This window comes from Curtobacterium sp. L3-7 (assembly GCF_048756585.1).
Lineage (GTDB): Bacteria > Actinomycetota > Actinomycetes > Actinomycetales > Microbacteriaceae > Curtobacterium.
Genome location: NZ_CP151474.1, coordinates 1,322,517 through 1,339,965 on the forward strand (window position 1 = coordinate 1,322,517; position 17,449 = coordinate 1,339,965).

The following is a 17,449-nucleotide window of genomic DNA, read 5'->3' on the forward strand; positions in this document are numbered from 1 at the left end:
TCGGTCGGTGCCGTCACTTGACGAGCGTCGACTCGATCACGGAGGTGAAGAAGGTGAGGCCGTCCGTGCCGGAGGCCATCGCCGCGGGTGTGTCCGGGCCGAACCCGGGCTCCGTCGCGTGCTCGGGGTGGGGCATCAGGCCGACGACGTTGCCACGCTCGTTGGAGACGCCCGCGATGTCGTCGATGGACCCGTTCGGGTTCACGCCGACGTAGCGGAACACGACCTGGCCGTTGTCCTCGATGCGCTTGATCTCGTCGGCGTCGGCGACGAAGCGCCCGTCGGCGTTCTTCAGCGGGATGGTGATCTCCTGCTGTGCGGCGAAGCCGGACGTCCACGCGGTGTCCGCGTTCTCGACGCGGAGCTTCTGGTCGCGACGGATGAACTGCTGGTGCGCGTTGCGCGTGTGCGCGCCGGGGACCAGGCGGGCCTCTGCGAGCATCTGGAACCCGTTGCAGATGCCGAGCACTGGCATGCCCTTGCCGGCGGCGTCGATGACCTCGGCCATGATCGGGGCCTTCGCCGCGATCGCGCCGGCACGGAGGTAGTCGCCGTACGAGAACCCGCCGGGGAGCACGATGGCGTCGACGCCCTGCAGGTCGTGGTCGCCGTGCCAGAGCGCGACGGGGTCGGCTCCGGCGAGACGGACCGCGCGCTGGGCGTCGCGGTCGTCGAGCGAACCGGGGAACGTGATGACACCGATGCGCATGGAGGTCACTCCGCGTCGGCGACGGTGGTCTCGGCGACACTGACCGAGACGACGTCTTCGATCACGGCGTTCGAGAAGATGTCGGCCGCGATCTCGCGGACCTCGGCGAGCTTGGCGTCGTCGACGGGGCCGTCGACGGTCACCTCGAATCGCTTGCCGATGCGGACGTTGGTGAGGTCGTTCTTGCCGAGGCGGGCGAGGGCGTTGCCCACCGCCTTGCCCTGGGGGTCGAGGATCTCGGCCTTCGGCATGACCTCGACGACGATCGTTGGCACGTGTTCACTCCAGCACGGGGGGTCGGGTGGGACCCGACCAGTCTATGCGGCGCGCGCGGCGCACCGGACCGGGTTGTGGAGAACTCCTCCAAGGCGTATATTCCAAGTCGAATAGTCCGCATGGAACACCGACAGGAGGCTCGGATGCCGTCGCTCACGCCGCTCGCGTTCGCCGCGCTCGGACTCCTCAACGAGGGGCCGATGCACCCCTACGAGATGTTCCAGACCATGACCTTCCGCGGTGACGAGCGGAACGTGAAGGTCCGGCCGGGCACCCTCTACCACCAGGTCGGCCGGCTGACCGACCTCGGCTACGCCGAGGCCGTCGGGACCGAGCGCGAGGGCAACCGACCAGAGCGCACCACGTACGCCATCACCGACGCCGGCCGCACCGCGCTCGCCGAAGCACTCCGGCAGATGGTGGCGGAACCCGCGGACGAGTACCCGGAGTTCCACCTCGCGCTCGCCGAGCTCGAGAACCTCCCGGTCCCGGAGGCGGTCGATGCCGTGCGGGCCCGTGTCGTCGCCCTCCAACGCGAGCGCGACGACATCGACACGGCACTCGCGCGCGTCCACGAACGTGAACTGGCAGAGCGCTACTGGCTGGACGTGTCGTACGTCCATGCCATGCTCACCGCGCAGATCGAGTGGCTCTCCGCCACCGTCGAACGCATCGCGAGCGGTGACATCCCCTGGGACGGCCCGGCCCATCCCGACGACACGACTTCCCCCCACAGCAAGGAACCCTCCGCATGACCACCGCAACGAACCCGCCCACGACCGAGAAGAAGCCCTGGCCAGCGCTCTGGGCCCTCGTCGTCGGGTTCTTCATGATCCTCGTCGACTCGACCATCGTCTCCGTCGCCACCCCCACCATCGCGGCGAAGCTCGACGCCGACATCAACGCCGTCATCTGGGTGACGAGCGCGTACCTGCTCGCCTACGCCGTGCCGCTGCTGATCACCGGCCGACTGGGCGACCGCTTCGGCCCGAAGGTGCTCTACCAGACCGGTCTCGTCGTGTTCACGCTCGCCAGCCTGTGGTGCGGCCTGTCCGGCTCGATCGAGATGCTGATCGTCGCCCGCGTCGTGCAGGGGCTCGGCGCCGCGATGATGACGCCGCAGACCATGTCCGTGATCACGCGCATGTTCCCGCCGCAGAACCGCGGCGCGGCCATGGGCCTCTGGGGTGCGACCGCCGGGATCGCCTCGCTCGTCGGACCTATCGCGGGCGGACTGCTCGTCGACGGGTTCGGCTGGGAGTGGATCTTCTTCGTGAACGTCCCCGTCGGCGTCGTGGCCTTCGTCCTCGCGCAGCGCCTCGTGCCCTCGTTCGACCGACACCAGCACCGCTTCGACGTGCTCGGGATCGTGCTCTCCGCGGTCGGCATGTTCCTGCTCGTCTTCGGCATCCAGGAAGGCGAGACGTACGACTGGGGCACCATCACCGGTCCGGTCTCGGTCTGGTCGCTCATCATCGCCGGCATCGTCGTGCTCGCGGCCTTCGTCGTCTGGCAGGGCGTGCAGAAGTCCGAGCCGCTGCTGCCCCTCGGGCTCTTCAAGGACCGCAACTTCACGCTCGCGAACATCGCCATCACCGCGGTCGGCGTCGCGATCTCCTCGTTCGCGCTGCCGCTCATGCTGTGGGCGCAGGACGTCAAGCAGTTCAGCCCGACCCAGGCGGCACTGCTCCTGGTCCCGATGGCCGTGATCTCCGCGGCGTTCGCCCCGCTCGTCGGCAAGAACCTGAACCGCTGGAACCCGCGCTGGGTCGCGGCGTTCGGTCTCGCGTGCTTCTCCGGCGGGCTGTTCTGGTTCGCCGGACTCGTCGCCGCGAACGCCGGGTGGCAGGTCATCCTGCTGCCGAGCGCGCTCCTCGGCATCGCGAACGCCTGCATGTGGGGGCCGCTGTCCGTCTCCGCGACGCGCAACCTCTCGCCGCGCCTGGCCGGTGCCGGCTCCGGCGTCTACAACACCACCCGGCAGATCGGCGCGGTGCTCGGTTCCGCGGGCATCGCCGCACTGATCGAGGCCCGCATCACGGCGAACTTCCCGGCACAGTCGGGCGGGGCGTCGGCGGGCGGCGCAGAGCAGCAGGTCGGCACGCTGCCGTCGTTCCTGCTCGACCCGTTCTCGAAGGCGATGGGCCAGTCGCTCATCCTGCCGGCATCGGTCCTCGTGGTCGCGATCGTCGCGGCGCTGTTCCTCGGCAAGCCGAAGCAGACCGTGGCGTGGGCCCAGACCGGTGCGGTCGCGAAGCAGCCCGAGGCCGAGGCCGAGCCGGTCGCCGTGCACGGTTCGCACGCAGCGGCTCCCGCGCCGACCAGCCCGGAAGAGGAGCTGGCCTCGACCGACCACCACGGTCGTCACGCCGACGCCTGACCCGCACGACCGAGAGCCCCCGATCGCCCAGCGGTCGGGGGCTCCGTCCTGCGTGCGTGCACGCGCCAGACCCTCCCGACCGACCCCGAACGACAGGATCGCTGTCGTACGACCTCGGTTCTGTCGCTCCCACGCGTGCGCAACACTTGCGCACGCGGGGTTGCGACAACGTCGTTGTCGTACGACAGCGACGTTGTCGTTCCGAGTCGGCAGGGGAAGGGGTGCGTCGGGAGCGCCCGCGCCACCTCAGCCCCGCCGCGACAAGTGCGCCCGCGTGAGTTCGTCCATCTCCTCGTCGGAGAGCGCGTCGACGGCGCGGGCCTCGCGGCGATCGGTGCGCTGCCACCGCACGAACAGCGAGATGAGCACCGGGATGTCGGCGACCTCCGCGATGAACCAGAGCAGGTCGCCGGCCAGATGCTGGTCGCGGAGCGGTGACGGGAACCACGCCGGACCCGATGCCATCACGGTCGCCCGGTCGAGCACGTGGTCGGTGATCCGCATGACGATGCCCGGGATCGCGTCGAGCATGAGCTCCACGAACGCCAGCAGGAACTCCGCCGTCACGAAGGTGGAGGAGCGCAGCGCTCCCGCCTCGGACAGCGGTGCCAGCAGGCCGAATCCCAGCATCGGCACGAGCACCGTGATCGCGACCGCCCACGCCGGGGACGTGCGGATCACCGCGGACAACGGGGTGAGCAGCACGCAGAAGAGCGCGAGCGCGACCAACGGCGAGACGATCGCGTTGCCGAGCACGCGCACCGGACGTGACCCCATGGCCACGGAGGCTGCGTGGGCGAGGCGAGCCGGGCCTCCCGTCCGGAGCAGCGTGAGCGGCGCTGCGAACGCGGCGAACGTCGGGACCGCGAAGAACAGCAGCGACAGCCGCAGGACGAAGGCCCATCGGAGCGTCTGGTCGTACTGACCGACGATGCCGAACTGCAGGATGCCGAACAGGACCAGTGCCGCCACGAACGACAGCGTCCGCCACCAGGGCCAGCGTGTGCCGCGTCGCCGAGCGGTGACGACCCACCAGCCGTACGCGACCGCCGCGACGACGATGAGCGCGGCGGCGAACGGGTCGAACTGCCAGGTGCTCCAGAACTCGGACGGTGACGGCGTGGGGTGCCTCCTGCGGATCGCGCTGCAGGATCATCCTCGACCCGGTCGTCCGGCACGGACGGTCGGATGCGGTGAGAACCGGTTCAGATACGCCGGACCCCGACGGCGGGGACCGTCCGCGACAGGCACCACACCCCCATCGGGATCAGCACCGCGCCGACGGCAGCGAGCCAGAACGACAGGTGCAGCTGCATGACCGCGAACGCCGGTCCGATCGTGCAGAGCACGGCCAGGGCGATCACCGGCCACGCGGGGCGGTCCGAACCGGGGACCAGCCGGGGGAGCGGGCGGTCGAACCGGCGGAGGCCCCTGGCGACCCCGAGTGCGGCGGCGAGCACCACGACGAGTGCGATCGCCCGGGTCGCCCACCACGTCGCCGATCCCGGGTCGGGGAACGGCACGCCGATGAACAGCGCGATCCCGTTCAGCGCGATGAACAGCGGCAGGTGCTAGAGGTAGATCGCCATGCCGTCGCGCCCGAGCACGAAGACGGCGCCCTGCGCCGCCCGGGTGCGCATCAGCCGGGTGAGGGGCGCGTGTACGAGCTGGACGAGGCAGGCCTGCGCGATCGCCAGGAACGCCAGCGGCAGCATCGGCGGGTTGAGGTCCTGCAGCATGTCCGGCGCCCAGAGTCCGAGCGAGGTCATCGGGACGAGCACCGCGTAGGCGGCAGCGGCGACGCCGAGCAGCAGCAGCTTCGAGCGTCGGGCGAACCACCCGTCGGCCCACAGGAACCCGAGTTGCTGGGCGAAGAGCCACACAGGGCCCAGGTTGAGGAGCCCGACGTCGGCGACCCCGGTGGCCAGTCGGACACCGTCGACCGCGGCCGCGAGGACGAGGAGTCCGGCGAGCGTCGCCCACGGTGCCCGCTCGTGCAGCCGTGCCATCAGGGGGACACAGCACTGGGTGATGCCGTACGCGGCGAGGAACCAGAGGGGCGACCCGATGCCGAACGCGACCTCCGCCAGCAGATCCCGCGGGGTGCCGAGCAGTGTCGCGGTGACCAGCCCGATCGCCAGCACGAGGAAGAGCGGGATCGCCGGGCGGAACAACCGCACGAGCCGCGTGGCCACGTAGTCGCGAGGACCCCCACCCCGCTGGACGGTGCTCCGCCAGCCGACGGCGCTCGCGAACCCGCCGACGACGAAGAACAGCGGCATCACCTGGCCGATCCAGGTCGCCGCGATGTACCAGTCGAGTTCCTGGAGCGGGCTCGTGACCCGGATGCCGGCGTCGTCGGCCGCGACCCCGACCATCGTGACGTGCACGAAGACGACGAGGACGACGCATGCCGTCCGGATGAGGTCGACGACCAGGTCACGCTTCGCGATGATCCCCCGGACGTCCACGCTGGTCTGTGCCTGCTGAGTGGACATGCCGGGACGCTACCGGCGGATCAGCGACTCTCAGGCCCGTTCCAGTTGATCGCGATCAAACCGTGACACATCGTATTCCGGTGCGGGAATGTGTCAGCCTGGTGACCATCCACGAGAACTCGTTGTACAGTGGTCCTTGTCTTGATCGCTGCAAAAGAAGGGTTCGTGATGGACGTCGATGCCGACCTGCTCCGCGACGCCGGTCTGCGCGTCACGACGCCGCGACTCGCGGTCCTCCGTGCCACTGCCACGATGCCGCACGCCACCGCGGACGACATCGTCACGGCGCTGACCGCCGAGTTGCCCACGACCAGCCACCAGGCGGTCTACGGCGTGCTCGCGGCGCTCACCGGCGTCGGACTCGTCCGTCGCATCGAGCCGGCGGGCAGCCCTGCGCGCTACGAGCGGCGCACCGGTGACAACCACCACCACATCGTGTGCACGATGTGCGGCGCGATCGAGGACGTCGACTGCGCCGTCGGGCACTCACCGTGCCTCACCCCGTCCGACACGCACGGCTTCGCCGTCACCACCGCAGAGGTCACCTACTGGGGGATCTGCGAGCGGTGCGCAGCGGCCGAGCGTGACGACGCCACGACCGTCATGGCCTGACCCCGACCCGCGAGCGGCCCGACGCGCGCAGTACGCGCCAGGCGGTCCACCCGCCCCACAGACAACCCGAGCATCCCTGACCGAACCAACCGTTCCACCAAGGAGGAACCGTGTCCGAAGAGAACACGCCGACCGTCACCCCCACGACCACGACCAACAGCGGCGCACCCGTCTCGAGCGACCAGCACTCCATGGGTGTCGGCGCTGACGGCCCCCTCGCGCTGCACGACCACTACCTGGTCGAGAAGCTCGCCCAGTTCAACCGGGAGCGTGTGCCGGAGCGCGTCGTCCACGCGAAGGGCGGCGGCGCCTTCGGTACCTTCACCGTCACGAACGACGTGAGCAAGTACACCCGCGCCGCGTTCCTGCAGCCGGGCAAGCAGACCGAGATGCTCGCACGCTTCTCGACCGTCGCCGGCGAGCAGGGGTCCCCGGACACCTGGCGCGACCCCCGCGGCTTCGCGCTGAAGTTCTACACCGAAGAGGGCAACTACGACCTCGTCGGCAACAACACCCCGGTGTTCTTCATCCGCGACGGCATCAAGTTCCCGGACTTCATCCGCTCGCAGAAGCGCCTGCCGCACACGAACCTCCGCAACCACGACATGCAGTGGGACTTCTGGACGCTGTCGCCCGAGTCGGCGCACCAGGTGACCTGGCTGATGGGTGACCGCGGTCTGCCGGCGAGCTGGCGCACGATGAACGGCTACGGCTCGCACACGTTCCAGTGGATCAACGCCGAGGGCGAGCGCTCCTGGATCAAGTACCACTTCATCTCCGAGCAGGGGCACAAGACCCTGACGCAGGAGGACTCCGAGCGGATCGCCGGTGAGGACGCGGACTTCCACACCCGCGACCTGTACGAGGCGATCAAGCGCGGCGACAACCCGCGCTGGACGCTCAAGGTGCAGATCATGCCCTACGAGGACGCCGCCACGTACCGCTTCAACCCGTTCGACGTGACGAAGGTGTGGCCGCACGCCGACTACCCGCTCATCGAGGTCGGCACGATGGAGCTCAACCGCAACCCGGAGAACTACTTCGCGCAGATCGAGCAGGCGACGTTCGCGCCGTCGAACTTCGTGCCCGGCATCGCCGCGAGCCCGGACAAGATGCTCCTCGCGCGGATCTTCAGCTACGCGGACGCGCACCGCTACCGCGTCGGTACGAACTACCAGCAGCTGCCGGTGAACGCCCCGAAGAACGAGGTGCACTCGTACTCGAAGGACGGCGCCATGCGCTTCGACTTCCAGAAGGCCGAGGTCCCGGTGTACGCACCGAACTCGCTCGGCGGGGCGCACGCCGACCCGAATGCCACCGACGAGACCCCCGGCTGGGAGTCCGACGGCACGCTGCAGCGCGCGGCCGCGACGCTCCACCCCGAGGACGACGACTTCGGCCAGGCCGGCACGCTCGTCCGTGAGGTCCTGGACGACGATGCCCGCGAGCGCCTCGTCGGCAACATCGCCGGGCACGTCGCGAAGGTGACGCGCGACGACCTGCGCGAGCGGGTGTTCCAGTACTGGACCAACGTCGACGCCGACCTGGGTGCGCGCGTGCGGGCCGCGGTCGTGCCGAGCGCGCCGGGATCCAACGAGGACCCGGAGGCGGTCGCGGTCGAGGCGTAGTCCCCGGTCCCCACGAGACGGACGGGAGGCACGGTGCCAGCTGGCACCGTGCCTCCCGTCCGTCTGTTGGGTGCGTCTCGAGCACCTCCGCGCCTTGCCGACAAGTGCACACGCGGGCGCGTGCGCACTTGTCGTCCTGCTGCGCAGGAGCCGTTAGACCTGCTGGCCGTTCAGCCAGATGTCTCCGGCCGGCCAGTCTTCGAGCGCTGCGGCCACCGGCCGCACCATCCAGCCGCCCTGCTCGGTGTTCGAGATGCCGGCACCCTCGGCGGTGAACGCCGAGAAGGTGCCCACCGCGTCGGGGAACTCGTGCCACCCGAGCTTCGCGTAGAACGGGATGCGGTTCTCGCCGGCGCCGAGGAAGCCGTAGGGGACGCGGAGCCCGTCGAGGACGGCGTGCGCGCGCTCCATGAGTTCGCGGCCGACACCCGTTCCCTGCAGGCGGGGTGCCACGGCGACGAGGCCGGTGTCCCCGACGAGGACGTCCTCGCCGCCGACCGTGATGTACATCCGGCGGATCCCGACGTGTGCCAGGACGACCCCGTCCGTGCCGCGTGCGATCACCCGGCGTTCGGGCTGCATGCCGGACCAGCTCCGGCCGCCCACGTACCAGTGCGACCAGTCCGGGAACGCCTGCCCCAGCATCGCCGCTACCGCCTCGTGGTCGGGGAGCGTCAGCGTGCTCTCCTCGACCACCTCCCATCGGATGTCGTCACTCATGGGTCCATCCTGCCTGCCACCGTCTGGCCGGGGCGCTGTACGATCCCGAGACTCGGGCTCACCGACATCTCTCGCAGGGATCCGTGCGAGAGATGTCGCCCAGCCCGAGACTCGGGGCTGGCTGGCTGGGCGGCGGGCCGGCCGCGCAGGTCAGCCGCGACCGGGGGTCGTGACCTCGATACGGTTGGCCCACGGGTCCTCGAAGGCGACCGTGCGGCCGTCGTCGGCCGTCTGCACGCCGGTGTCCCGCATGCGGGCGACCAGTGCGCCGAGGTCGTCCGCGGTCGGGACCTCGATCCGCACGAGCCCCAGCCCGAGCGCGAGCTGCCGGCGTCCGGCGCCCCGGGAGTTCCACGTGTTCATCGCCATGTGGTGGTGGTAGCCGCCCGCGCTGACGAACAGTGCCTCGCCCCAGCCCGCGGTGGTCTCGAAGCCGAGCGTGTCGACGTAGAACGCCCGCGCCGATGCGACGTCCCCGACGGAGAGGTGCACGTGGCCGACGCGTCCGGGTCGGGCCGCGGCGTCCTGGAGTGCCTGCTGGGTGAGGTGCTCCTGCAGGAACGCGTTCGGGTCGACGTACTTCGTGTCCATGTCGACCATGCCGTGCGTCCACGACCACGCGGTGCGGTCCCGGTCCCAGTACAGCTCGACGCCGTTGCCCTCGGGATCAGTGCAGTAGAACGCGATGCTCACGAGGTGGTCGGCGCTGCCGGTGAACGTCTGCGGGTACTTCGTCGCGACGGAGTACAGCGCAGCCGCCAGGTCCGCGCGACTGTCGAAGAGGATCGCGGTGTGGAACAGCCCGGCCTCGTGCGGTCCGGCGTGCTGCATCGCGGGTGCGTGCTCGAGGATGACGATCGGCGTGGCGCCCCGACCGAGCACGGCGATGCCGCCCTCGTTCGAGAAGAGCGACAGGCCGATGCCCTCGCGGTAGTAGCCGATCATCCGGTCGAGGTCCGCGACGCGGAGGGTGACGGCACCCATCCCGGTGTCGGCGGCGAGGAGGTCCTCCGTGTGCATGGGATCAGTGTGCGCCCATTTGGTTGACGCGTCAACCAAATGGGCATCGCACTCGGCGTCCTGTCGGCGAGGCGCGCCCCGACAGGGCCAAGATGGTGAGATGCCCCGCTCACGACCTGCGCCCGACCGCGGCCGCGCGCCCGACCGTGTCCGCGGTCGTCGACCGGACCCGGGGGCGTTCCCCGTCGAGCAGATGCGCGACCGGATGTCGTCGTACATCTACGGCAACATCACGGTCCTCGCCGCGGCGATCGCCGTCGACCCCGCAGCGATCCACCACGGTTCGGCGGTCTGGGCCGTCCTCGCGACCGCGGTGCTGACCTACCTGGCGCACGTGCTCTCGCACCTCGTCGCGCACGGGATCGGCGACGACGAGACGGACGACGACGCACGGCGGGAGTCCGTCGTGACGATCGTGCGCAACGCGAACCCGATCGCGACGTCCGGGCTCATCCCCGCCGTGCTCTACGCCGCGGCCTGGGTCGGGTGGATCCCTTCGCCGTGGGCGCAGACCGCCGCGCTCGTCATCCTGGTCGTGCGCATCGGCATGGTCGGCGTCTTCATGCAGCGGTTCAGTGGGAAGCGTCCGACGTTCCTCGGGCTCTGGGGCGGCATCGTGCTCGCCGCGGTCGCCTTCGTGATCGGACTCGTGAAGGTGGTGCTGACGCATTGAGTGAGACGTCGACCGAGCGGAAGCGCCCCGGGTGGAAGTTCCTGCGGGACCTGGTGATCATCGTCGTCGCGGCGCTGCTCGCCTCGTTCCTCGTGAAGGCGTACCTGGTGCGCGCGTTCTACATCCCCTCGGCATCGATGGAGAACACGCTCCTGGTGGGGGACCGGGTGCTCGTGAACGAACTCGTGCCGAAGGCGGTCGGCCTGCAGCGCGGGGACGTCGTCGTGTTCCAGGATCCGGGCGGCTGGCTCGGCCCCGGGATGGGCGACGACCTCATCAAGCGTGTCATCGGGCTCCCCGGCGACACCGTGTCGTGCTGCGATGCCGATGGCCGGCTGCAGGTCAACGGACACGCGGTCGACGAGCCCTACGTGGTGCTGCAGAGCGGCTCGAACCGTGTCTCCGGCCAGGACTTCACCGAGAAGGTCCCGGCCGGGCAGATCTGGGTGATGGGCGACAACCGCTACGAGTCCGCCGACTCCCGCGTGCACGGGACGGTCCCCGAGTCGGACATCGTCGGGCGGGCGTTCGTCATCACCTGGCCGGCGAACCGGTGGTCGGCGCTGTCCCGGTACGGCAACGAGTGGGACCAGGTGCCCGACGCGGGCTGATCCGGTAGCGTTCCCTCGGACTCTGCGGACGGGAGGTCGGCGATTGGCGGACCAGGACCCATTCGAGTACGTCACGGGCGGCGACGACGACGTCATGCTCCGGCGGATCGGGACGAGCGGACCCCAGACCGGCACGATCGGGCCCCGACCGACGCACGTGCTGTTCTGGCTCGCCGACGGGCACGCCGTCGTGACCGCCGACTCCGGTGACCGGTGGGAGGTCGGACCGGGACGGCCGCTCATGCTCTCCGCGCCCGTCGCGTACGCGTTCGACACGGACGCGAGCCGGATGACCCTGCTCCACCTCTCGCCGGCGTTCCTCGCCGCAGTGGCCGCACGAGGAGAGGACGTCGGCGATCCCGAACCCGGTGAGTTCGTCCAGCCCGATGCCTCCGACGTGCGACTCGAGCCGCTCCGGACCCTGCTGCGGGAGCTGACCTCGCAGATCCTCGACCCGGAGCTGCCCGATGCCGAGCGGCGCGCGGTGAACCGCCGGGTCGCCCGGGTCGTGCTCTCGACGTTCACCCGCTCCCGTGCCGACGTCGAGAACCGACTCCGTCGTGCCGTGCGGTTCGTCCACGACCACGCCGGAGACGACATCGCGGTCGGTGACCTCGCACAGGCAGCGGGGCTCAGCGAGCGCGGCGTGCAGGACCTGTTCCGCCGGACCCTCGACGTGACGCCGATGCGGTACCTCCGCGAGGTGCGACTCGACCGGGTGCACCTGGAACTCCTCGCCCGCCCGGCGCGCGGTGTGGTGACGGTGCGGGACGTCGCGGGGAAGTGGCAGTTCGCGCACCTCGGGCGGTTCGCTGCCGCGTACCGGGAGCGCTTCGGGGAGAGCCCGCACGAGACCCTGGTGCGGTCGGAGCCGCGCGACCGGGCCTGAGGGCGGTCAGCAGCCGCTGGACGTCAGCGTGACGTCGGTGACCTCGCCGCTGTGCACGGTGGCCTCCTGCGGGCAGAGCTCGTCCGCGTGGACAGTGACCTTGCCCACGGCGACGCCGGCGAAGTCGACCGTGCCGCCCGGGAAGACCCGCTGGTGCGCAGCGATCCGGCCGTTCGGCACGGAGACCTCCACCTCGTACGGGTGGTCCGCCTCGTTGCCGGACACCGTGACGGAGATGCGACCGGTGGAGTCCTGGGCGCCGCACCCCGTGAGGGTCATGGCTGCCGCGAGACCCAGGACGAGGGCAGCGGGTACGGAGCGGCGGAACACCCCACCAGCCTAGGCGTCAGCGAGCGGATGCCGAGCCCGAGCCCGAGCCCGAGCCCGAGCGCGACCCGAGCAACCACCCGTTGTCGGCGGCGACCCGCAGCGCCTCGGTGGCGTTCCGCGCCGCGGTCTTCCCGATCGCCGCCGAGAGGTGGTTCCGCACGGTGCCCTCGGACAGGTGCAGCGCCCCCGCGACCCCGGCGACGGTCGGCGCCGTGCGGAACGCGATGAGCACGTCGGTCTCCCGCGGGGTCAGCGGCGACGGTCCGGCGGCGAGGGACTCGGCCGCGAGCACCGGGTCGACCACACGGAACCCACCGGCGACCCGGCGGACGGCGTCGGCGAGCTGTTCGGCGGGGGTGTCCTTGACGACGAAGCCGGACGCGCCGGACTCGAGCGCGCGTCGGAGGTACCCGGGACGCCCGAACGTGGTGACGATGAGCGACCGGCACGAGGGCAGCGACGCGGCGAGCTGGGCAGCGGCGGTGAGTCCGTCGGCCCCGGGCATCTCGACGTCGAGCAGGGCGACGGTGGCACCTGATGCACGTGCGGCGTCGAGGACCTCGTCGCCCCTGGCCACCTGCGCCACGACGTCGATGTCGCGCTCGAGGGACAGCAGGGACGCCAGCGCTCCCCGGACGAGCGCCTGGTCGTCGGCGAGGAGCACCCGGATCGGTTCGGTCATCGTCGTCCTCGCTCGACCCGGAGCCGGAAGCCGCCGAGGTCGCTGGTGCCGGTGGTGATCGTCGCCCCCACGGCGTCGGCGCGCTCGTGGAGTCCCCGCAGGCCGTTGCCGCCGAGCACCGGACCGGCGGCGGGCACCGGCCCGCCGGCCGGGACCGCGAGCAGGCCGGTGCCGTCGTCCTCGATCGTGAGCGCCGTGCGGGTGAGCGTGATCCGGACGGTCGACGCAGAGGCGTGCCGGATGACGTTCGTCACGCCTTCGCGGAGGACCCAGGCGAACAGGCTCCGCACGTCGGTGGCGGCGACGGTCTCGTCCGACGCCGGTGGGACGGTGCCGGTGATCGACGCGGCGGACAGTGCCGCGCGGGCGGAGACGAGCTCGGCGCCGAGCGACGCCTCGCGGTAGCCGCTGACCGCCTGCCGCAGCCCCTGGAGCGCTTCGCGGGCGAGTCGTTCGACGTCCTGCATCTCGGTCTTCGCGCGCTCGGTGTCGACGTCGACGAGGCGTGCGGCGAGCTCGGACTTCATCGCGACGACGGTCAGCGAGTGCCCGAGGACGTCGTGCAGGTCGCGGGAGAACCTGGCGCGTTCCTCGACCACGGCGAGCCGGGTGATCTCGTCCTGGGCGACCCCCAGCCGGTCCTCGGCTTCGCGCTGCCGCCCGAAGAACAGCATCGACGCCCCGATGGACACCGTCACGACGGGTGCGAAGAGGATGCCGTTCGCCGCGGCCGTGCTCCAGCCGACGGCGGTCACGACGGCGAACTCCGCGAGGCACACCGCCGCCACCATGACGACGACCAGCCAGAGCCGCGCCGCGACGAACCCGCAGAGCGCGACGACGAGCAGCCACGACCACACCGCGGCCGGTCCCACCGGGACGAGGAGCAGCCCGGCGAGGAGCGCCATGCCCGCGAGCACCACCACGCGGAACGACAGGGAACGGCGCCACAGCAGCTCCGGGACGAGCATGTACGCCGCGTAGAAGCAGAGCAGCGCTGCCGTCGCCACGACGCGGTCGGCGACGGACCCGCCGTTCGTCCACACCGCGACGACGAGCAGCGCCTGCCAGAGCAGCCCGAAGACGGCGCCGCCGTACCAGCGCTTCCGCGCGACCCGGACCTCGTCGTCGGTCGGCCCCGGTGCGACGGCCCACGGGAAGGACCGGTCGGGACGCGGACGGGAGGCCCGGTGCGCGTCCGCCGCGCCCCGTGCCTCCGCCGTCCCGGTCGCCTGGTCCATGTCGGCCAGCGTAGAGCGCAGCGTCACCGGCACGTCATCACCGGCACGTCATCACCGGCACGTCATCACTGGCGCGCCGCGTCGCGGCGGTAGCGCCACATGATGACGGCCCCCAGGACGATCGCCCAGCCGAGGAGCACGAGCGCCGGTTCGAGCATGCCGCTCGTCCCCGTGGCCCCCGCGCCCATCTGCCCGATGCGGTTGAGCCAGTACGACGGCAGCAGGTGCGCGACCCCGCCCATCCAGCTCGGCATGATCGACAGCGGGACCCACAGCCCGCCGAGGATCGCCAGGCCCATGAACACGACCATGAACAGCGGCTGCGCGAAGGTCGGCTTCGCGAACTGCCCGATCAGGATCGCGATGAGGGCGAACGGCACGACGCCGCACCAGATCCCGAACCCGGCGGCGACCCAGCGCATCGGGTCGAGTGACGCTCCGAGCGCGAGCACGGAGACGAGCGTCGTGATCGTGATCGAGATCGCGGCGAACGCCATCGCGGCGATGACCTTCGACACCAGGAACCCCCAGCCGGACAGCGGCGTCACCCGGAGCTGGCGGTTCCAGCCGATCGAGCGTTCGTTGACGATCGCGAACGCCTGGCTGAGTGCCGCCATCATCGCGCCGTACGCGGCCATCTGGAGCGTCGTGACGACGAGGTACTGCAGCCCCGTCGTCGGGTCCTTCGTCGAGCCGTAGGCGGCCCCGAAGACGAGGAGCATGACGACCGGGACGGCGAACGTGAACACCATCGCGCGGACGTTGCGCATCTGGCGCTTCGTCTCGAGGAGCACGTACCGGATCGGCATGCGTCCGCGGACGGCGGTGGTGGGGAGCGGGGCGGCGATCGCCGCGGCGGTGGTGGTCATGCGCTGACTCCTGGCTGGTCTGGCTGGTCTGCGGTGAGGGCGAGGAAGGCGTCGTCCATCGTGGAGGCGACCACCTCGATGTCGTGCGCCTCCGGGAACGAGGCGAGGAGGGCTCTGAGCGTCTGGTCCGAACGGTCGGTGCGGAGCGTGACGGAGCCGTGACGGGCCTCCAGTCCGACCGTGCCCGGCAGACCGCGGAGCGCGACGTGCGCGGACTCCTGCACCCCGCCGAAGCGGATCGTGCGGGTCGCGGCGATCGCCTTGATCTCGGACGGCGTGCCGTCGGCGACCACGCGACCTGATCGCATGATGACGATGCGATCGGCGAAGGTGTCGGCCTCGTCGAGGTAGTGCGTGGCGAACACCACCGTGCGCCCGGCGTCCGTGAACTCGCGCATCGACGACCAGAACACGTGCCTCGCCTCGACGTCCATCGCCGCGGTCGGCTCGTCGAGCACGAGCAGGTCGGGGTCGGAGACCACGGCGACCGCGAAGCGTGCGCGCTGGAGCTGCCCGCCGGACAGCTTGTTCACCCGGCGACCCGCGATCTCCGTGCACCGTGCGCGACGGAGCGCCTCGTCGACGGGCATCGGGTTCCTGTGGGCGGCGCCGACCAGCGCGACGATGTCCCGGACGGTCATGTCGGGGAGCAGCGCACCACCCTGCAGCATCGCGCCGACCCGCCCGTCGACGACGGCGGCGCGGGGGTCCTCACCGAAGAGCCGGACCGAGCCGGAGGTCGGCGTGGAGAGTCCGAGGGCGAGGTCGACCGTGGTGGTCTTGCCGGCGCCGTTCGGACCGAGGAGGGCGACGACCTCGCCCGGACGGATCGTGAGGTCGATGCCGTCGACCGCGGTCACGGCGCCGAAGCGCTTGCGGAGACCGCTCAGCTGGATGACTGGTGTGCTGTCCATGACCCCAGCGTCGTGCGGGCGGGTGCCCCGTGCCTCTGCCGGGCGTCACGGATCGACCGTGACATCCGTCACGGGTGTCCCGTGCGCTGGCTGTCCCGTGCACTGGGGGCATTGGTCCACAGGACGGGGGACAGGCGATGTCCGGAAGGCGCGTTAGCGTTGGTGCATGACCGGTGAGACCGCGACGACCCTGACGCCCGACTCCGCATCGGAAGCCGTGCGTCGCGGGGCGCTCCTCGCCGCGCTCGACGTGGTGAACGGCAGCGCCGAGGAGCGGTTCGAGCGGATCACCCGCATCGCACGAGAGGCCTTCGGCGTCTCCGGGTCGTTCCTCAACCTCGCCGGTGAGACCCACCTGCTCCTGAAGTCGCAGCAGATCGAAGCGCGGTTCGACCCGTTCATCCCGCTCGAGGACACCTTCTGCGGTCGCACGCTCGGGCAGGACGGCCCGGTCCTCGTCCCCGATGCACAGGCCGACCCGCGCTACGCGGACCTGCCGATGGTCACCAGCGACCCGAACGTCCGGTTCTACGCCGGCGTCCCGCTGCGCGTCGGGAGCGACGCCCTCAAGGTCGGCACACTCTGCCTCATCGACCCGACGCCGCGGACGCTCGGCGCCGATGACCTGGCGCTCCTCGAGGAGCTCGGGACCTGGGCGGAGCGCGAGCTCGCAGCCGGCGCGGACGAGGACCGGATGCGATCGGTGCTCGCCGGGCTGTCCCCGCGGGAGGTGTCGGTGCCCGGCTACGCGATCTCCGGGCTGTCGGTGCCGCACGGCGTCGTCTCCGGGGACTTCCACGAGTGGCACGTGTCGGACGGTGCGCTGTACGTGACCGTCGCTGACGTGATGGGGAAGGGCATGTCGGCCGGGCTCCTCGCCGCCGGCATCCGCGGGGCCGTGCTCGCCCGCGGTACCGCCGAGCCGTCGGCGGCGATCGCCGGGGTCGAGGCCCAGGTCGCGCCGGAGCTCGGTCGCGCGTCGTCGTTCGCCACGCTGTTCCACGGACGGCTCGACCCGGCGTCCGGCCGACTCGACTCGGTCGATGCCGGCCACGGGCTCGTGCTGCAGCTGCACGCCGACGGCACCGAGACGATCCACCGGTCGCTCGACCTGCCGATCGGCCTGCACCCGTCCGGGGTTCCGCGTTCGACGGGCTCCCTGCTGCTCGAGCCGGGTGACACGCTCATCGTGGTCAGCGACGGGGCGCTCGAGCTCTTCGACTCCACGCTCGCGTCGCTCTCGAGGCTCGGCGGCGTCTACCGCGCGTCCGGGTCGTCGCAGGAGTTCCTCGAGCGGGTGCGGGCGCGTGCGGCGTCGCACGACCCGGGCGACGACCTCACCGTCGTCGTGCTCTCCCGCGACGCCTGACGCGCGACGCGCAACCCTGAGGGACGGG

Annotated in this window: 20 protein-coding genes; 8 read left to right on the forward strand and 12 right to left on the reverse strand. The window is 71.0% G+C overall.

Features of this window, described 5'->3' with window-relative positions:
• Positions 1-13: 13 nt before the first annotated feature.
• Entirely contained in the window at positions 14-709 is a 696-nt protein-coding gene (gene purQ / locus AAEP80_RS06535; protein ID WP_281266892.1) for a phosphoribosylformylglycinamidine synthase subunit PurQ, read from the reverse strand.
• Positions 710-714: 5 nt separating this feature from the next.
• The gene (purS, locus tag AAEP80_RS06540) at positions 715-984 is read right to left on the reverse strand and encodes a phosphoribosylformylglycinamidine synthase subunit PurS (RefSeq protein WP_281266893.1); all 270 of its coding nucleotides are present in this window, start codon (positions 982-984) and stop codon (positions 715-717) included.
• Positions 985-1,104: 120 nt separating this feature from the next.
• Between purS and AAEP80_RS06545 the strand changes: the two genes are divergently transcribed.
• Together AAEP80_RS06545 and AAEP80_RS06550 are read left to right on the forward strand one after the other, a co-directional pair.
• Complete coding sequence (locus AAEP80_RS06545; RefSeq protein WP_413602855.1) at positions 1,105-1,740, forward strand: PadR family transcriptional regulator; 636 nt, start codon at positions 1,105-1,107, stop codon at positions 1,738-1,740.
• Positions 1,737-3,365 (forward strand): DHA2 family efflux MFS transporter permease subunit, encoded by a 1,629-nt coding sequence (locus AAEP80_RS06550; RefSeq protein ID WP_420366426.1) that lies wholly within the window; start codon positions 1,737-1,739, stop codon positions 3,363-3,365. The genes AAEP80_RS06545 and AAEP80_RS06550 overlap by 4 nt, the downstream gene beginning before the upstream one ends.
• A gap of 246 nt (positions 3,366-3,611) precedes the next feature.
• Here the strand turns inward: AAEP80_RS06550 and AAEP80_RS06555 are convergent, their stop codons facing one another.
• The 3 genes from AAEP80_RS06555 to AAEP80_RS06565 form a co-directional block, all read right to left on the reverse strand.
• The gene (locus AAEP80_RS06555) at positions 3,612-4,427 is read right to left on the reverse strand and encodes a cytochrome c oxidase assembly protein (protein ID WP_420366852.1); all 816 of its coding nucleotides are present in this window, start codon (positions 4,425-4,427) and stop codon (positions 3,612-3,614) included.
• A 143-nt stretch (positions 4,428-4,570) separates the two neighbouring features.
• Positions 4,571-4,888 (reverse strand): hypothetical protein, encoded by a 318-nt coding sequence (locus AAEP80_RS06560; RefSeq protein ID WP_420366427.1) that lies wholly within the window; start codon positions 4,886-4,888, stop codon positions 4,571-4,573.
• Positions 4,889-4,936: 48 nt separating this feature from the next.
• The gene (locus AAEP80_RS06565) at positions 4,937-5,863 is read right to left on the reverse strand and encodes an acyltransferase family protein (RefSeq protein ID WP_420366428.1); all 927 of its coding nucleotides are present in this window, start codon (positions 5,861-5,863) and stop codon (positions 4,937-4,939) included.
• A gap of 168 nt (positions 5,864-6,031) precedes the next feature.
• Here AAEP80_RS06565 and AAEP80_RS06570 point away from each other — a divergent pair, with 168 nt between their 5' ends.
• Together AAEP80_RS06570 and AAEP80_RS06575 are read left to right on the forward strand one after the other, a co-directional pair.
• The gene (locus AAEP80_RS06570; protein ID WP_281267666.1) at positions 6,032-6,475 is read left to right on the forward strand and encodes a Fur family transcriptional regulator; all 444 of its coding nucleotides are present in this window, start codon (positions 6,032-6,034) and stop codon (positions 6,473-6,475) included.
• 110 nt (positions 6,476-6,585) lie between these two features.
• Positions 6,586-8,103, forward strand: a complete 1,518-nt coding sequence (locus AAEP80_RS06575; RefSeq protein WP_420366429.1) for a catalase — start codon at positions 6,586-6,588, stop codon at positions 8,101-8,103.
• 153 nt (positions 8,104-8,256) lie between these two features.
• On the opposite strand, the gene AAEP80_RS06580 is transcribed toward AAEP80_RS06575, so the two are convergent.
• Both AAEP80_RS06580 and AAEP80_RS06585 read right to left on the reverse strand, forming a co-directional pair.
• On the reverse strand, positions 8,257-8,823 hold the full coding sequence (locus AAEP80_RS06580) for a GNAT family N-acetyltransferase (RefSeq protein WP_420366430.1): 567 nt from the start codon (positions 8,821-8,823) through the stop codon (positions 8,257-8,259).
• Between the two features lie 150 nt (positions 8,824-8,973).
• The gene (locus tag AAEP80_RS06585; protein WP_420366431.1) at positions 8,974-9,843 is read right to left on the reverse strand and encodes a VOC family protein; all 870 of its coding nucleotides are present in this window, start codon (positions 9,841-9,843) and stop codon (positions 8,974-8,976) included.
• Between the two features lie 100 nt (positions 9,844-9,943).
• On the opposite strand from AAEP80_RS06585, the gene AAEP80_RS06590 reads away from it, so the two are divergent.
• Genes AAEP80_RS06590 through AAEP80_RS06600 form a run of 3 tightly spaced genes read left to right on the forward strand, consistent with a single transcriptional unit; the run spans position 9,944 to position 12,016 of the window.
• Positions 9,944-10,516 (forward strand): hypothetical protein, encoded by a 573-nt coding sequence (locus AAEP80_RS06590; protein ID WP_420366432.1) that lies wholly within the window; start codon positions 9,944-9,946, stop codon positions 10,514-10,516.
• Positions 10,513-11,127 (forward strand): signal peptidase I, encoded by a 615-nt coding sequence (gene lepB / locus AAEP80_RS06595; RefSeq protein ID WP_420366433.1) that lies wholly within the window; start codon positions 10,513-10,515, stop codon positions 11,125-11,127. Before AAEP80_RS06590 ends, lepB begins: the two co-directional genes overlap by 4 nt.
• Before the next feature lie 43 nt (positions 11,128-11,170).
• Positions 11,171-12,016 (forward strand): helix-turn-helix transcriptional regulator, encoded by an 846-nt coding sequence (locus AAEP80_RS06600; protein WP_420366434.1) that lies wholly within the window; start codon positions 11,171-11,173, stop codon positions 12,014-12,016.
• A gap of 6 nt (positions 12,017-12,022) precedes the next feature.
• On the opposite strand, the gene AAEP80_RS06605 is transcribed toward AAEP80_RS06600, so the two are convergent.
• From AAEP80_RS06605 to AAEP80_RS06625, 5 genes are all read right to left on the reverse strand, one after another.
• Positions 12,023-12,346: a hypothetical protein gene (locus tag AAEP80_RS06605; RefSeq protein WP_420366435.1), complete on the reverse strand. Its 324-nt coding sequence runs from the start codon at positions 12,344-12,346 to the stop codon at positions 12,023-12,025.
• A 16-nt stretch (positions 12,347-12,362) separates the two neighbouring features.
• Positions 12,363-13,028 carry a response regulator gene (locus tag AAEP80_RS06610; RefSeq protein WP_413602844.1) on the reverse strand — a complete coding sequence of 222 codons (666 nt, stop codon included), beginning with the start codon at positions 13,026-13,028 and terminating at the stop codon, positions 12,363-12,365.
• Positions 13,025-14,269 carry a sensor histidine kinase gene (locus AAEP80_RS06615; protein WP_420366436.1) on the reverse strand — a complete coding sequence of 415 codons (1,245 nt, stop codon included), beginning with the start codon at positions 14,267-14,269 and terminating at the stop codon, positions 13,025-13,027. The genes AAEP80_RS06610 and AAEP80_RS06615 overlap by 4 nt, the downstream gene beginning before the upstream one ends.
• Before the next feature lie 65 nt (positions 14,270-14,334).
• On the reverse strand, positions 14,335-15,138 hold the full coding sequence (locus AAEP80_RS06620; RefSeq protein ID WP_420366437.1) for an ABC transporter permease: 804 nt from the start codon (positions 15,136-15,138) through the stop codon (positions 14,335-14,337).
• Positions 15,135-16,052: an ABC transporter ATP-binding protein gene (locus tag AAEP80_RS06625; RefSeq protein ID WP_413602841.1), complete on the reverse strand. Its 918-nt coding sequence runs from the start codon at positions 16,050-16,052 to the stop codon at positions 15,135-15,137. Before AAEP80_RS06625 ends, AAEP80_RS06620 begins: the two co-directional genes overlap by 4 nt.
• Positions 16,053-16,218: 166 nt before the next feature.
• On the opposite strand from AAEP80_RS06625, the gene AAEP80_RS06630 reads away from it, so the two are divergent.
• A complete protein-coding gene (locus AAEP80_RS06630) occupies positions 16,219-17,421 on the forward strand; it encodes a PP2C family protein-serine/threonine phosphatase (protein WP_420366438.1) in 1,203 nt (400 codons plus the stop codon).
• Positions 17,422-17,449: the final 28 nt, after the last annotated feature.

Coding starts and splice junctions, on each gene's coding strand:
- purQ (WP_281266892.1), bottom strand. CDS start 709: ATGCGCATCGGTGTCATCACGTTCCCCGGTTCGCTCGACGACCGCGAC.
- AAEP80_RS06545 (WP_413602855.1), top strand. CDS start 1,105: ATGGAACACCGACAGGAGGCTCGGATGCCGTCGCTCACGCCGCTCGCG.
- AAEP80_RS06550 (WP_420366426.1), top strand. CDS start 1,737: ATGACCACCGCAACGAACCCGCCCACGACCGAGAAGAAGCCCTGGCCA.
- AAEP80_RS06565 (WP_420366428.1), bottom strand. CDS start 5,863: ATGTCCACTCAGCAGGCACAGACCAGCGTGGACGTCCGGGGGATCATC.
- AAEP80_RS06570 (WP_281267666.1), top strand. CDS start 6,032: ATGGACGTCGATGCCGACCTGCTCCGCGACGCCGGTCTGCGCGTCACG.
- AAEP80_RS06580 (WP_420366430.1), bottom strand. CDS start 8,823: ATGAGTGACGACATCCGATGGGAGGTGGTCGAGGAGAGCACGCTGACG.
- AAEP80_RS06585 (WP_420366431.1), bottom strand. CDS start 9,843: ATGCACACGGAGGACCTCCTCGCCGCCGACACCGGGATGGGTGCCGTC.
- AAEP80_RS06590 (WP_420366432.1), top strand. CDS start 9,944: ATGCCCCGCTCACGACCTGCGCCCGACCGCGGCCGCGCGCCCGACCGT.
- AAEP80_RS06610 (WP_413602844.1), bottom strand. CDS start 13,028: ATGACCGAACCGATCCGGGTGCTCCTCGCCGACGACCAGGCGCTCGTC.
- AAEP80_RS06615 (WP_420366436.1), bottom strand. CDS start 14,269: ATGGACCAGGCGACCGGGACGGCGGAGGCACGGGGCGCGGCGGACGCG.
- AAEP80_RS06620 (WP_420366437.1), bottom strand. CDS start 15,138: ATGACCACCACCGCCGCGGCGATCGCCGCCCCGCTCCCCACCACCGCC.
- AAEP80_RS06625 (WP_413602841.1), bottom strand. CDS start 16,052: ATGGACAGCACACCAGTCATCCAGCTGAGCGGTCTCCGCAAGCGCTTC.
- AAEP80_RS06630 (WP_420366438.1), top strand. CDS start 16,219: ATGACCGGTGAGACCGCGACGACCCTGACGCCCGACTCCGCATCGGAA.